Raw genomic sequence first — 14621 nt, forward strand, 5'->3', positions numbered from 1 at the left:
AGACATAAAAGATATGACATGGATAGTTAAAACCTATGAGGTGATGAAAGTGGATATACGAATGATGGAATATGTCATTGAAGTGTACCGGCAGCAAAGTTTTACAAAAGCAGCGGATCAACTTCATATTGCACAGCCTTCTTTAAGCCAGCAAATGAAGAAGCTGGAAGAGGAATTAGACACACCGCTATTTATTCGAAAGTATGGACAAGTAACGCCCACACCTCAAGGGAGACGATTCATTAAAAGGGCTGAGAATATTTTGAAGGAAAGAGATGATTTGCTGCGTGAAATGGGAGAAGCAGCTTATGAAATCGGGAAAGAGCTGAACATTGGAGCGCCAGCAGTGACTGGGGGATATGTCTTGCCCGGTTTATTAAAAACCTTTTGTCAAACGTATCCTCATGTTCACGTTCAACTGATAGAAGAGTCTCCTCGTGAGCTCGAAAAACGTCTATTGGCTGGAAAACTGGATTTGGCTATTTTATCTATGCCTGTCGAGCATGAATCATTGAAAACGAAACAAATGCTGACAGAGCCGCTCCTTCTTGCAGTTCCGCAAGCTGCTCAGCCATGGTTATCAGAGGAATTGAACGAGATCATCAAGCAAGCAGGGCAAAAAGCGTCCGGTCACGAAATCGTTCCCTTTCAACTTCTTGAAGGTATCCCATTTATTATGCTGAAAGAGGGATACGGTTTTCGGCAAGTGGTCATGGAACTGTGCCGTCATCACGGTTTTCAGCCAAAAGTGGCTTTTGAAACAAGCCATATTCAAACAGCACAGGCATTGGTCAAAAACGAACTAGGTGTGACCGTTGTGCCGAAAATGGTGGCACAAGAGGATAGGAACGGGGTCATTTATTTACACATTGATTCATGCCCAACCCGCACACTTGTGTTTGCATATGTGGAAGAAAGGTATTTAACGAAAGCCGCTCAAGCCTTCATGGACCTTTATCAGAATCAAGGGAAAGCTTAAACAAACGTTTAATTAAACGCAAAAAGCAGGGGAGCACCCTGCTTTAAGATTGTTGACAAAGGGCTAAAATGATCTTGATTTTAGCCCTTTGTCTTCTTTTCAGCGTGATAGAAAACCTTTGCAGTCTAGGAAGGGCGAGTACAGGAGCGGAGCGAATTTGACATTCGTGAGCACCGGAGCGCAGACCTGACACCGAATGCGAGGGTTTGTCTACACGCTGAAAGCAGGGGGGCACCCTGCTTTTTAATATAAGTCCAGACGCTGATCCGTCATAACCGGAATTTGCTGTCTGACTTCATCCACCAGCTGAAGATCAATTTCCGCATAATAAATATCTTCGTCATCTTTTGTTTCAAGCAGGATGCGGCCGAGTGGATCAATTACCATAGAGTGTCCAGGGAATGCCGTGTCTCTGCTTGTGCCTGTTCTGTTCACAGCAATCATAAATGACTGGTTTTCAATCGCTCTTGCGATGAGCAGGCTGCGCCAATGGTCCACTCTTGCTGACGGCCATTGTGCCGTATTGACGAGCACCTTCGCTCCTTTGTTCACAAGTGTTCTGGAAAGCTGCGGGAAGCGGAGGTCATAACAAATCATCGCACCAATTGTTACATCTTCACCATAGTCAAATAAACCAAGCTGATCACCAGCGGTTAAATAGTTGTGCTCATCCATTAAGCGGAATAAATGAATTTTATCATAATCTAACACAAGCTCACCTTGGCGGTTAAAAACATACATTGTGTTGGTAATGTGTTCATCTTCTGTCCGTTTATTTAATACACTGCCTGCGATGAGATACACTTGGTGCTTCCGTGCAAAGGAGGAAAAGAGCTGTTTTGTGCGTTCACCGTTTATATCCGCAAGCTGATCGGCTTGTTCAAGGGCGTAGCCGGTATTCCACATTTCGGGTAAAATGATCAGATCAGGCTGCTCGCGGACCGCATCTTCTAAAAACGCTTCTGCTTTTTTAAAATTCACTTCAGGTTCTCCAATTTGTACGTCCATTTGGACAAGGGCGATTTTCATATGGGTTCCTCCTTTATTCGCTATATGTCATGTGAAAATCATGAATGTATGTAATGGTTTATTCTAGTCTTCAAGGCCAGTTTCTTTATCATAAAGGTTTCCATCATCTTTGCCAATAGAAATGTCAGAAGGTTTTGTTAAATGACTTTCTCAATTAAGAAATGAGTGGTATGATACCTATAACTAATAAAACAAAGGGGAATAGTATGATATGCAATTGTTCGATTTATCACTAGAAGAGCTAAAAAAATATAAACCAAAGAAAACTGCACGTCCTGATTTCTCAGACTTTTGGAAGAAATCGCTCGAAGAACTGCGCCAAGTGGAGGCAAAGCCATCACTTGAACCGTATGACTATCCAGTGAAAGGCGTCAAGGTGTACCGCCTGACATATCAAAGCTTTGGACATTCTAAAATTGAAGGCTTTTATGCTGTACCTGATCAAACTGGCCCGCATCCAGCGCTCGTTCGTTTTCATGGCTATAATGCCAGCTATGACGGCGGCATTCACGACATCGTCAACTGGGCGCTCCACGGCTACGCCACATTTGGTATGCTCGTCCGCGGTCAAGGCGGCAGTGAAGATCAGACAGTGACACCAGGCGGTCACGCTTTAGGGTGGATGACAAAAGGCATTTTATCAAAAGAGACCTACTATTATCGCGGTGTTTATTTAGATGCGGTTCGTGCACTCGAAGTCATTCAGTCCTTCCCTGAAGTGGATAAACACCGGATCGGCGTAATTGGTGGAAGCCAGGGAGGCGCATTAGCGGTAGCAGCAGCAGCTCTTTCAGATATTCCGAAGGTCGTCGCGGCAGATTACCCTTATTTATCAAACTTCGAGCGTGCAGTGGACGTGGCATTGGAGCAGCCTTATTTAGAAATCAATTCATACTTTCGGAGAAATAGTGACCCGGAAGTGGAAGAAAAGGCATTTGAGACATTAAGCTATTTTGATTTAATCAATTTAGCTGGATGGGTGAAACAGCCAACATTGATGGCGATCGGTCTGATTGACAAAATTACCCCGCCATCTACTGTGTTTGCGGCATACAACCATTTAGAAACAGATAAAGACCTTAAGGTATATCGCTATTTTGGACACGAGTTTATCCCGGCTTTTCAAACAGAGAAGCTCTCCTTCTTACAAAAGCACTTACTCAAATAAAAGAACAAAGAGGCCGCTCTAGGAGGGCCTCTTTTTTAATAACTCGTATTTTGTCTCGTTTTTTCATCAGGCACTAACGCGGTGATAATAAGGGCAAGAGCTGTGATGATATGAAGGATGAATCCAAGTATCGGAATCCAGGCGAGGCAGGATGTGATAATCCCAATGATGCTGCCAATCATTGGTCCTTGGTCTCGCTTCGATAAGACGAGTGTGATAATATGCAGAATAAGCATGACCATGAGCGGTGAATAGCCATTGCTAATAATAAATAGGCCTCCGATGACAGGGATGGCAAGACAGGCTTCAAAAATTCCGGTGATCCATTTCATGATGCGAGATATAGACATGAGATCCAACTCCTTTTTCATATATGTCTTATTCGTATTTTACCAAAACGTGAAGAAGTCATGCAGATTTCTATAGAAAGAGTTGATGGATGATGAGAGAGAGAATCAAGGAAGAGCTGAAAATCATCGAAGAAACGTATGACGTGAAAATTTGCCTCGCGGTCGAGTCAGGCAGCAGAGCATGGGGATTCCCCTCGACTGATAGTGATTACGATGTTCGTTTTTTATATGTTCCTCGAAAAGAATGGTATTGGGCAATGGAAGAACATCGTGATGTCATTGAACGGCCGATTGATGATGCGCTTGATATCAGCGGCTGGGAGCTTAGAAAGGCACTTCGCTTATTCAATAAATCAAATCCGTCCATCATGGAATGGCTGTCGTCTGACATCATCTATGCTGAATCTTTCTCTTTGGCAAAGCAGCTAAGAGAATTAAAGGATCGAGCGTTTTATCCTCCAGCATTGATGTATCATTACCTCAATATGGCGAAGCGGAATGAAAGCGGGCATTTACGAGGAGAGCAGGTGCGAATCAAGAAGTATTTCTATGTGCTTCGTCCGCTGCTTGCCTGTCAGTGGATTGAACGATACCGGACGGTTCCGCCGATGGACTTTCATGAACTGCTCGAAGAACTAGTGGAGAAAGGTCCGCTTTTAGCGGAAATCCATGAGCTGCTCAAACGTAAAATGGACGGAGAAGAAATGGATGTAGAGAACCGCCTCGCTTATGTCCATCCATTTATCGACAAAGAGCTCGCGCGATTTGATGAATTGGTGAAAAGCTACAATCAGCCAAAAGACAACCTGATGCAAGAATTAAATGAGCTGCTGCAGTCTACCCTTGATGAGGTGTGGGCGTAAGTAGGAAAGAGCCAGCCGGATCACGGCAGGCTCTTTTTTATCTCTTATTGTGATAAAACCACAAAAAAAGTCAGAATTTTTGTCATCTTCAAATATTGTAGCGGACAGCTTATGAGCTTTACAATAAAGACATAGCTTACAAAGAGTGGGAGGTGCCCTTTATGGAGTCGGTCACAAGAAATTTCTTCTTGTTTTTGTCAAAGAGCAGTCTCTTGAACCATATTGCTCGTAATTGGGGAAGTGCTGTTGCATCTAAGAAAATCATCGGAGGGAAGGACTTTGAGAGTGCCATCCCTGTCATCAAACGATTAAATGAACAAGGAATGGCTGTGACAGTTGATCACCTTGGTGAGTTTGTCACAAAGGCAGAGATTGCCAATGAACGGACGACTGAGTGTATACAAACCATTCAGCGGATTGCAGAGGCGGGACTCAATTCTCACGTGTCACTCAAAATGACATCACTTGGCCTGGATATTGACGATGACCTTGTGTATCGCAATATGAAAAGGATTTTAGATACGGCAGAGAAACACCGTATCATGGTGACAATCGATATGGAGGATGAACAGCGCTGTCAAAAAACGCTGGACATTTTTAAAGAGATGAAATCTCAATATGAGTATGTTAGTACGGTCTTGCAGGCGTATTTGTACAGAACAGAAAAGGATCTTGATGACTTAAATAAGCTGCAGCCATTTTTAAGACTTGTAAAGGGTGCCTATAAGGAATCCGCCGAAGTGGCGTATCCAAACAAAAAAGACGTCGATCAGAATTATCAAAAGCTGATCGAAAAGCAATTGCTCTCAGGGAACTATACAGCCATTGCGACACATGACGATCGAATGATTGAGTTCACGAAAAATATTGTGAAAAAACACAATATACAGACAAGTCAGTTCGAATTTCAAATGCTGTACGGCATGAGATCAGAAACGCAGCAGGCACTCGTGAAAGAAGGCTATCAAATGAGGGTCTATACTCCGTATGGACGAGAGTGGTATGGCTACTACATGAGACGTCTTGCAGAACGGCCGGCAAACATTGCCTTTGCTCTAAAAGGGATGACGAAAAAATAATTTGAAACGGGAGCGTGACAAAAATGACAACACCTTACAAGCATGAACCATTCACGGATTTTAGCCAGGAAGAAAACCGCAAAGCGTTTGAACAAGCATTAGCTAAAGTAACAGAATCACTTGGTCAAACCTATCCGCTCGTGATTAATGGAGAAAGAATTGAAACGAAAGACAAGATTGTTTCGATCAATCCAGCGAAAAAGGATGAAGTGGTTGGAACCGTATCAAAGGCCGGGAAGGAAGAGGCAGAACAAGCGGTTCAAGCAGCAGCGAAAGCATTCGAAACATGGCGCTACACGTCTCCAGAAGAAAGAGCTGGCGTATTATTCAGAGCTGCGGCAAGCATTCGCCGTAAAAAGCATGAGTATTCAGCCCTTCTTGTCAAAGAAGCAGGTAAGCCTTGGAATGAAGCGGATGCAGATACAGCAGAAGCGATTGACTTCCTAGAATATTATGCCCGTCAAATGCTGGAGCTGGCGAAAGGCAAACCAGTGAACAGCCGAGAAGGCGAACGCAATCAATATGTTTACACACCAACTGGCGTGACGCTCGTGATTCCGCCGTGGAACTTCTTGTTTGCGATCATGGCAGGAACAACAGTAGCCCCAATCGTCACTGGGAATACAGTTGTTTTAAAACCAGCGAGTGCGACGCCTGTCATTGCAGCCCGTTTTGTGGAAGAGCTTGAGCAAGCTGGTCTTCCAAAGGGTGTTGTCAACTTTGTACCAGGAAGCGGAGCAGAGGTCGGGGATTACTTAGTAGATCATCCGAAAACAAGCCTGATTACATTCACTGGATCAAGAGAAGTAGGGACACGTATCTTTGAACGCGCAGCAAAGGTGCAGCCAGGCCAGCAGCATTTAAAACGTGTCATTGCTGAAATGGGCGGTAAGGATACAGTGGTTGTCGATGAGGATGCAGATGTTGAATTAGCGGCTAATGCCATTTTCACATCAGCCTTCGGATTTTCAGGTCAGAAATGTTCAGCTGGATCTCGGGCTGTCGTCCATGAGAAACTGTATGACCAAGTGGTTGAGAGAGTGAAGGAAATCACAGAAACGAAAACAACAGCCAATCCACTTTCTGCGGATGTTTACATGGGACCTGTCATTGATCAAGCGTCCTTTGACAAGATCACGGATTATATCGAGGTTGGCAAACAGGAAGGCCGCTTAGTCACTGGCGGAACGAGTGATGATTCGGAAGGATACTTTATCCACCCGACCATTTTTGCAGATCTTGAGCCAACTTCCCGTTTAATGCAAGAAGAAATCTTTGGACCAGTCTTGGCTTTCTCAAAAGTCTCTAGCTTTGATGAGGCACTTGAGGTAGCCAACAACACAGAATACGGTTTAACAGGTGCTGTCATTACGAATAATCGTGATCACATCAACCGTGCGAAGCAGGAGTTCCATGTAGGGAACCTTTACTTTAACCGTAACTGCACAGGTGCCATCGTTGGTTACCACCCATTCGGAGGCTTCAAAATGTCAGGAACGGACTCAAAAGCAGGCGGTCCAGATTACCTAGCTCTGCACATGCAGGCAAAAACAATTAGTGAAATGTTTTAAGATGGAAAAAGCATGAACCTGCACTGATGGGTTCATGCTTTTTTTGCCTGCCTGCGACTTGTTTCTATACAAATCTGACTGGAAAGAAGTATGATAAATGTATCACTTAATCAGGGAGCAATCGGGATGGAAGAGATATTAGAAAAGCTTCATACATTTTTTGATGTCGATAAATTAATTGCATTTATTAGCGGATATTTAAAAAAACCAGTCATTTTAGAAAGCACAGAGTGTCAGCTCCTTGCTTATAATTCTTACAGCATTCAGCAGTTTGACCCAGTCAATCAGCAAACGATTTTCTCAAAGGAATGTCCGGGGTCTGTGGTCGATTGGTTAAAGAAAACAGGGGTAATTGAGCGGCTTCACAAGGAGTCAAAGCCTTTTTATGTGAGCGGCCATGACGAGCTCGGATTTAATCGGCGGGTGGCTGTGAGCGCCAAGCATAAACAAGAGGTAGTAGGCTTTATTTGGGTGCAGGACATTGAGGACTCCCTCTCTCAGGAGGAGCTGCAATTTTTACACGAAGCTTCCTTTCAGGTTGGAAAAGTGATTTATAAGAATAAGAAACAGCTTGAGAAAAAGGAAGGCAAGATTGAAGAGTTTTTCAAAAAGGTCATGGATGATCATTTTTATACTGAAGAAGAGCTGAAATGGGAGGCTGAGAACTTAAGCATTCCACTGCCAGCCGTATTTACCGTTATGGTCGTGCACGCTGCCGATAACAAAAGTGAGACGGCAGAAGATGTGAAGGATGTCATTCGAACGTATTTGCAGCTAGAGGATAAAGTGAATCACGTCTATTCGGTTCAAGCAGATATTGTCGTTATATTAGGCAGCCTGTCAGACCGGCACTCACCGAAAGCGACTGCCGCTGATGTCATCGCACATCTGCAATCAAAAACGAATGCCCATCCTTCCCCTTTGTATATTGGGATGGGAAGAGAGTATCGTGATGTCATGAAAATGAGTACAAGTCGATTTGAAGCGATAGAGGTCGTCAAGGCAGTGAAAATTGTCGGAGGACAAGAACTGATTCCATATGATTATGAGAATTTAGGGGTCTTCCGGTTTTTAGACTCTATTTACAGCCATCAAAAAAAGAAAAACGACTTCAATCCAGATTTGTTACGCTTGAAGGAAAAAGACCGCGAGAGTCAAACTTCGTTTTTAAAAACGCTGGAAGTTTACTTATTGAATAACTGCAAGCTAAAGCCAGCGGCGGAGCAGTTGTTTATTCATCAAAATACATTAAACTATCGAATGAAACAAATTTTTGATATGACCTCGATCGACTTAAGTCATTTTAGCCAGCGGTGTGAGTTGTTTATTGAATTGATGCTGATGAAAAAAGATCAATAATCATGATGGAATCCGCAGGTGCATAGGATCACCTGCGGGTTTTCATGTGACATGCGAAAATGGCATACAACTGAAGCATTTCGTTGTATGATAGATAAAGATTTTATGAGAAAAGTGAAAGGGGGGCCACCTTTGGGATCAGTCACCTTAGCCATTTTGATTTTCATCATGACCCTCGTCCTTGTCATTTGGCAGCCAGGACGTGTCACCATAGGATGGTCAGCATGTGGAGGCGCCATTCTTGCACTTGCCTTTGGTGTCGTTCATCTGGGCGATGTGTGGGAAGTCACGCAAATTGTATGGAACGCTACCTTTGCCTTTATTGGCATTATTATCATTTCGTTAATTTTAGATGAGATCGGTTTTTTTGAATGGGCTGCCCTGCATATGGCAAAAGCCGCAAGAGGCAACGGTGTCCGCATGTTTATTTACTTAACATTGCTCGGCGCTGTTGTGGCTGCTTTTTTTGCCAACGATGGAGCGGCACTGATCTTGACCCCAATCGTTCTATCTGTGGTGAGAGCGTTGAAGCTGGATGAGCGCATGGTGCTTCCTTTTGTGATGGCAAGCGGTTTTATTGCAGACACAACCTCCTTGCCATTTGTCATTAGTAACCTGGTCAATATCGTATCAGCCGACTATTTTCATATTGGTTTTCTAGAATATACAGCGAATATGTTCGTGCCAAACCTTGTGTCGCTTGGAGCGAGCATGCTGGTTCTGTATGTATTTTACCGAAAGCTTATCCCAAAAACCTACGATCTGTCACAGGCAAAGGAACCGGCGTCAGCTATTCGAGATATCCGTATGTTCCGTTTGGCTTGGTATGTGCTCGGCTGTCTGCTTGTGGGTTATTTTGCGGGGGAGCTGATCGGTATTCCAGTGTCCATCATCGTAGGCGGGATTGCCCTTGCTTTCTTGTGGCTGGCGAGAAGAAGTCCGCAAGTGGCGACAAAGCGAGTGATCAAAGAAGCGCCGTGGTCCATTGTGTTTTTCTCGATCGGTATGTATGTCGTCGTATATGGACTGAAAAATGTCGGTCTTACAGAAATATTGGCGGCATGGATCCAGCAAGGGGCTTCACATGGCTTGCTTGCAGGAACGATGTTTATGGGCGTGCTTGCCGCAGTGCTGTCCTCTGTGATGAACAATCTGCCGACCGTTTTAATTGATGCGATTGCCATTGGACATACAGATACAGCAGGTGTCATGAGAGACGGACTGATTTATGCCAATGTCATCGGCTCCAACCTTGGACCGAAAATGACCCCAATCGGCTCATTGGCGACATTGCTGTGGCTTCATGTCTTAAAGAAAAAAGGCGTCCATATCTCTTGGGGGGCGTACATGAAAGCCGGAATCATCCTGACCATCCCAACCTTGATTCTCACATTACTCGGGTTATATGTATGGTTATGGCTTATTCATTAATTATCGTGTAGACAAATCCTCGCATTCGCCCGCAGGTCTGCGCTTCGGTGCTTAGGGCTGCAAAGGTTTTCTAACACGCTGAAAAAGAGCAGATCCATGAGATCTGCTCTTTTTTTGCTACAGATATTTCGCATAGCGTTTTTCTAAAAAGTCCTGAAGCAATGAGACGACACTACAAATGCCCCAGTAAATGAGTGCGACCAAAATATACATGGTCATATAATCGAATTCTCGTCCGCCTACAATTTTTGCTTGCTGGAAGAGCTCTGGTACAGTAATCATTGCTGCCAGTGAGGAAGCTTTGATTAAATCGAGCATGACATTGGTCAATGGAGGCAGGGCGATGCGGACGGATTGAGGCAAAATGACACCACGCATCGTTTGCCAATAGCTGAGACCTAATGATTTAGCAGCTTCCACCTGTCCACTTGGAACAGAGGAGAGGGCCGCCCGGTTAATTTCTGCAATATAGGCAGCACTATTAAAGCTGAACCCAATAATGGCGGCAGTGACCGCTGTGAACTCAATGCCGATATAGGGGAATCCAAAATAGAGAATAAACAAAATCACCAGAATGGGCACGCCTCGCATGAATGAGATATACAGTCGTGCAGGCAGCCGAAGAATCCATGAATTCGCCATCCTGGCAAGAGCGATAAAAAAGCCAAGAATGGTACCAAAAAACATGCTCACAAAGGAAATGAGCAGCGTCAGCCAGATGCCTTTCATAACAAACGGAAATGACGCCTTTGCCAGTGCAGGATTAAATATATATTCTAAATGAATATCTCCCACGATTGCGGCTCCTTATTTGGAAATGTCGACATCTTCGACATCAGCATCAATTTTCTTAGAGACGTCTGCATGATTAAAGAATTTCTCAGAAATCTTTTTCATTGTTCCGTCTTTTTTCATGTCGCCTAATACACGATTTAATTCTTTTTGAAGCTCTTTGTTGTCCTTCTTCATAACAAAACCTTGTTCATTCGGCATGTACTTCAAGTCAGGGTGAATCGTAATATTTAGTTTAGGAAATGCAGCAAGAGCCAGTGTCTGCAAGTAATAATCATTTAGAATGACATCTGTACGGCCGTTTGCAACATCCTTTAGGTATTGCTCGTTTGTCGCATTATCATAAATGACTTCCTTTGCACCGTACTTACGAGCAACATCCATATAAATCGTTGTGGCAGCCCCTGCTGCTTTCTTTCCTTTTAAATCTTTTAAAGTTTTAATGCCAGATAAATCATCTTTCCGAACGATAGCCGTTCCGTAGGAATATTTATAAGGTGTTGAAAAGGCAAACTTGTCTTTTCTGTCATCTGTGATGTCGATATCATTTGCAGCGGCATCCACTTGACCAGAATTAATGGCGCTCAGCATCCCATCATAGCCCATTTCTTTAAATTCTACTTTCACATCAAGACGTTTAAACGCTTCTTTGACGACTTCTACTTCATAGCCAGTTAATTGATCCTTGCCATTAGAAGTATCATGATAAGAAGTTGGATAAAGGGTGCCTGAAGTTGCAACCACGATTTTCCCTTTCTTTTTAATCTGATCCCACTTTGTGTCTTCAGATTGAGATGAACCTGATTGACTGCAAGCAGACATGATAAGGATGAAAGCAGATACAACAAGCATGATCCATATAGGTTTTTTATGATAAAAACGACTCATTTAAGAATCCTCCTCTATTTTTTATACAAAACAAAACATAGCACGCTTTCTCTATAAGGACAACGTTTTCAGAAGAAAAGTGAAAAAGTAAGAATATTATAAGCAATTTGCGTGTTAGAAATAATGTATAAAAAAGGAAAGCGAGCGCAAAATAAAGGCGAATAAAGGAGGGAACAACAATGATGAAAAAAATAAGTAGTTTGATCATCTTGTCGATGATGCTGTTATTTGGTTTTCATATAGAAACGGCTCATGGAGAAACACCTCAAATGGAAAAGCGCCCGGTGACACATCAAGTGAAATTAACAGCAGAACAACAAAAACAAATTGAAATCCTTGAGCAGCAAATTCTTTCTAAGCGAAAAGAAGTCATTGAGAAATATGTACAGTACGGCGTGTTAACAAAGGAACAAGGCACACACATCACGAAACGAATGGATGAGCATTACACTCATTTGAAAAAGAACGGATTTGTTCCATTGCTGAAAAAACCACAGCACCATCGCCCATGATAATGATGAAACCGGCAGCGAAGTGCCGGTTTTTTATTGTCGATCAGAAGGTGAGAGTTTCCCCATCTTGAGGGACAAAAATGGCTTGATCTGCATGATGCTCTTGAACGTAAGCTTCTAAAGCAGCTCTTGTTAACAGGCAATGATTCACAGCTTCAAGATGACAGGCGACAATTTGAGCTTTTGGCTGAGAACGGTGAATGTCTAGAATCTCTTCCTTGGTCATTGTAATGGGATCGCCTTCTAAAAATTGAGCAGCCCCGCTATTGACCACAATGACGTCTGGCTTGCTTGTATTCACAACCTCTTTCGGTTCATCACACCAAATGGTATCACCTGCAATATAAAGGGTAGGTTCATCAGGGTGAGAGAAAACAAAACCGCTCACCTGCCCCATCCGCTTCGCCGTTTCTCCCGTCCCATGCTGTCCGCCTGTACGTTTAATATGAACGCCGCAAATGTCCATTTCATCTTCAATGCATGTGACATGCTGAAATCCAGCTTCTTCAACTTCTTTTCGATCCTTCTCCGATTGAGTATAAATTGGTTGATCCTGAGCTAATTTCCTTTTGGCCTCGTCGTCAAAGTGGTCCACATGTAAATGAGAGAGTAAGACAGCATCTGGGTGTAACAGACTGTCTAAATCTATATTTACAGGAAGCTCCACAATAGGATTGTTCAAATGTTGATTGGCTGTATGAGGGAACGGTGGATATGTTCCTTTTGCTGCTAAAAAGGGATCGATTAAAAAAGTTGAATGACCATAGTGAAGGTATAAAGTCGCATTGCGAATGAGTGTAATTTTCATAAAAAGGCCTCCTTTTTTTCTGATTAAGTTTACAGTATATTAAAAGAGTTCTACGTGACAGAGGATTATGAAAGTCTTTTGGCAGAAGGGCTTGATTTTTGAAAGAGGTGAGCCAATGCTAGACCAAACAGATATGAATATTTTAAAAGAACTATCAAAGAACAGCCGATTAACGATGAAAGCTCTAGGTGAAAAAGTTCATTTAACCGGCCAAGCTGTTGCAAATCGGGTGTTAAAGCTAGAAGAAGAAGGCGTGATTGAAGCATATACCATTTCAATTGATTGGCAGACACAAAAGACGATTCAAACCTTTTTGCAGCTATATACCCGTAGTCATCATCATGAACCACTTTTGTCGTTTCTTTATAAAAAGGAAGAAATCAAGAATTTGTTCAAAATAAGTGGTGAAGGCTGTTATATGGCTGAAGGACATTTCTCCAGTCATGATGAACTTGATCAGTTTTTAACGGAGCTGACGAATTACGCCAATTACAAACTGTCTATTGCGGTTAAACGTCTCATTCATCAGTAATAGAAGAGACGCAGGAGGAAAAGGAACGATGCAAAAATTAATCGAAAATCAAGCTGAACCGATGACAAAGGAAAGAATCAAAGCAGACTTGGTTCAACTTGGTGTGAAAAAGGGCATGATTTTATGTGTTCATTCATCTTTATCATCAATCGGCTGGGTAAACGGAGGCGCTGTAGCCGTCATACAAGCATTGATGGAAACCTTAACAGAAGAAGGGACACTGATTATGCCGGCACAAACGTTAGAGCTTTCTGATCCCGCCGATTGGATCGATCCGCCTGTTCCTTATTCATGGTGGAAATCGATCAAAGAAACAATGCCCGCATTTGACCCAGCTTACACGACGCCAGCAGCAATGGGAAAGGTGGCGGAAACATTTTGGAAATACCCAGGCGTGGCGAGAAGCAATCATCCCCATTTTTCATTCACCGCCTGGGGGAAAAGAAAACATGAAATTCTGAAACACCATGCACTTTCCTTTGGATTAGGAGAGCAGTCGCCTCTTGGCCGCATGTATGATCTTCATGCTCAAGTGCTGCTGCTTGGTGCATCATTTGAGAGCATGACAGCTTTTCATCTAGCTGAATACCGAATCCCTCAGCAGGACCTCATGACAAGAGGAGCCCCTATTTTAGAGAATGGGTGGAGGGTATGGAAAGAGTACCAAGATATCATCACAAGAGAAGAACTATTTGAACAGATTGGCCGTGATTTTCTGCAATCAGGAGGCATTCATCAGCACAATCAAGTTGGACTTGCCAGTTCATATTTACTGCCCATGAGAGAATCGGTAGACTATGCGGAACAGTGGCTTGATCTATACGATCAGTCGTAATCTACACTGTTTGGAAATTTACATAATAAATGTCTTGATCAGGCTGCTGTGAGGTGTAGCAGGTAAGCTGATAGTTTCCTTTTGGAATGGAAAAAGACAGCACATTGGCCATGACGCTTGTGATATAAACTTGGTCACTTGTAAGCGTAAAGGGAACTGTTATGGCTCTATCAACCGAGACTTGGGGCTCATCGCTATTTAATGTCACAATAATAGACGCCTTTCCATTATTGATTCCTTCAAAGGAAACTCCTTGATCTCCTGTTGCAAATCCTTGAAGAATGTCCTCATCTGTCCAATCAATAACAGGTGGTGTTTCGCTTCCGGTGTATACCGTGATTTGGTGGTAGGAGATAGATAGGGAATAGGCTTGATTTAAGTGATTCATATAAAAAACTCCTTTATTTATGATTTTCGTTGGAACG

16 protein-coding genes are annotated in these 14621 nt (G+C 43.1%); 10 read left to right on the forward strand and 6 right to left on the reverse strand.

What is annotated here, in order from left to right; all coding sequences use genetic code 11:
- Positions 1 to 61 precede the first annotated feature (61 nt).
- Positions 62 to 979, forward strand: coding sequence for a LysR substrate-binding domain-containing protein (locus tag MHB67_RS01805; protein ID WP_342492916.1), 918 nt, complete (start codon positions 62 to 64; stop codon positions 977 to 979).
- Between the two features lie 243 nt (positions 980 to 1222).
- Here MHB67_RS01805 and MHB67_RS01810 read toward each other — a convergent pair whose 3' ends face one another.
- Complete coding sequence (locus MHB67_RS01810) at positions 1223 to 2008, reverse strand: carbon-nitrogen family hydrolase (RefSeq protein ID WP_213404987.1); 786 nt, start codon at positions 2006 to 2008, stop codon at positions 1223 to 1225.
- Between the two features lie 211 nt (positions 2009 to 2219).
- Here MHB67_RS01810 and MHB67_RS01815 point away from each other — a divergent pair, with 211 nt between their 5' ends.
- On the forward strand, positions 2220 to 3176 hold the full coding sequence (locus tag MHB67_RS01815; protein ID WP_133744729.1) for an acetylxylan esterase: 957 nt from the start codon (positions 2220 to 2222) through the stop codon (positions 3174 to 3176).
- A gap of 35 nt (positions 3177 to 3211) precedes the next feature.
- Here MHB67_RS01815 and MHB67_RS01820 read toward each other — a convergent pair whose 3' ends face one another.
- Complete coding sequence (locus MHB67_RS01820; RefSeq protein ID WP_024424319.1) at positions 3212 to 3526, reverse strand: hypothetical protein; 315 nt, start codon at positions 3524 to 3526, stop codon at positions 3212 to 3214.
- 92 nt (positions 3527 to 3618) lie between these two features.
- Between MHB67_RS01820 and MHB67_RS01825 the strand changes: the two genes are divergently transcribed.
- The 5 genes from MHB67_RS01825 to MHB67_RS01845 all read left to right on the forward strand — a co-directional run bounded on the left by MHB67_RS01825 (position 3619) and on the right by MHB67_RS01845 (position 9829).
- Positions 3619 to 4389 (forward strand): nucleotidyltransferase domain-containing protein, encoded by a 771-nt coding sequence (locus MHB67_RS01825; RefSeq protein WP_133744730.1) that lies wholly within the window; start codon positions 3619 to 3621, stop codon positions 4387 to 4389.
- Between the two features lie 161 nt (positions 4390 to 4550).
- Entirely contained in the window at positions 4551 to 5468 is a 918-nt protein-coding gene (locus tag MHB67_RS01830; RefSeq protein ID WP_133744731.1) for a proline dehydrogenase, read from the forward strand.
- Positions 5469 to 5491: 23 nt separating this feature from the next.
- Positions 5492 to 7039 carry an L-glutamate gamma-semialdehyde dehydrogenase gene (pruA, locus tag MHB67_RS01835; protein WP_024424316.1) on the forward strand — a complete coding sequence of 516 codons (1548 nt, stop codon included), beginning with the start codon at positions 5492 to 5494 and terminating at the stop codon, positions 7037 to 7039.
- A gap of 126 nt (positions 7040 to 7165) precedes the next feature.
- Entirely contained in the window at positions 7166 to 8398 is a 1233-nt protein-coding gene (locus tag MHB67_RS01840) for a helix-turn-helix domain-containing protein (protein WP_024424315.1), read from the forward strand.
- A 132-nt stretch (positions 8399 to 8530) separates the two neighbouring features.
- Positions 8531 to 9829 (forward strand): arsenic transporter, encoded by a 1299-nt coding sequence (locus tag MHB67_RS01845; RefSeq protein ID WP_342492744.1) that lies wholly within the window; start codon positions 8531 to 8533, stop codon positions 9827 to 9829.
- Positions 9830 to 9946: 117 nt separating this feature from the next.
- Here the strand turns inward: MHB67_RS01845 and MHB67_RS01850 are convergent, their stop codons facing one another.
- Both MHB67_RS01850 and MHB67_RS01855 read right to left on the reverse strand, forming a co-directional pair.
- Positions 9947 to 10624, reverse strand: a complete 678-nt coding sequence (locus MHB67_RS01850) for an amino acid ABC transporter permease (RefSeq protein ID WP_034283291.1) — start codon at positions 10622 to 10624, stop codon at positions 9947 to 9949.
- Positions 10625 to 10636: 12 nt separating this feature from the next.
- The gene (locus tag MHB67_RS01855) at positions 10637 to 11509 is read right to left on the reverse strand and encodes a transporter substrate-binding domain-containing protein (RefSeq protein WP_024424312.1); all 873 of its coding nucleotides are present in this window, start codon (positions 11507 to 11509) and stop codon (positions 10637 to 10639) included.
- A 182-nt stretch (positions 11510 to 11691) separates the two neighbouring features.
- Between MHB67_RS01855 and MHB67_RS01860 the strand changes: the two genes are divergently transcribed.
- A complete protein-coding gene (locus MHB67_RS01860) occupies positions 11692 to 12021 on the forward strand; it encodes a YckD family protein (protein WP_024424311.1) in 330 nt (109 codons plus the stop codon).
- A 43-nt stretch (positions 12022 to 12064) separates the two neighbouring features.
- Here the strand turns inward: MHB67_RS01860 and MHB67_RS01865 are convergent, their stop codons facing one another.
- Entirely contained in the window at positions 12065 to 12829 is a 765-nt protein-coding gene (locus MHB67_RS01865; RefSeq protein ID WP_213404990.1) for an MBL fold metallo-hydrolase, read from the reverse strand.
- A 115-nt stretch (positions 12830 to 12944) separates the two neighbouring features.
- Between MHB67_RS01865 and MHB67_RS01870 the strand changes: the two genes are divergently transcribed.
- Together MHB67_RS01870 and MHB67_RS01875 are read left to right on the forward strand one after the other, a co-directional pair.
- On the forward strand, positions 12945 to 13361 hold the full coding sequence (locus tag MHB67_RS01870; protein WP_025092811.1) for an Lrp/AsnC family transcriptional regulator: 417 nt from the start codon (positions 12945 to 12947) through the stop codon (positions 13359 to 13361).
- 28 nt (positions 13362 to 13389) lie between these two features.
- Entirely contained in the window at positions 13390 to 14196 is an 807-nt protein-coding gene (locus tag MHB67_RS01875) for an AAC(3) family N-acetyltransferase (RefSeq protein ID WP_024424308.1), read from the forward strand.
- 1 nt (position 14197) lies between these two features.
- Here the strand turns inward: MHB67_RS01875 and MHB67_RS01880 are convergent, their stop codons facing one another.
- On the reverse strand, positions 14198 to 14584 hold the full coding sequence (locus MHB67_RS01880; RefSeq protein ID WP_024424307.1) for a competence protein ComJ: 387 nt from the start codon (positions 14582 to 14584) through the stop codon (positions 14198 to 14200).
- Between the last annotated feature and the right edge of the window lie 37 nt (positions 14585 to 14621).

The sequence above is a fragment of the Bacillus sp. FSL H8-0516 genome (assembly GCF_038635285.1).
Taxonomy (GTDB): Bacteria; Bacillota; Bacilli; order Bacillales; family Bacillaceae; genus Bacillus; species Bacillus safensis.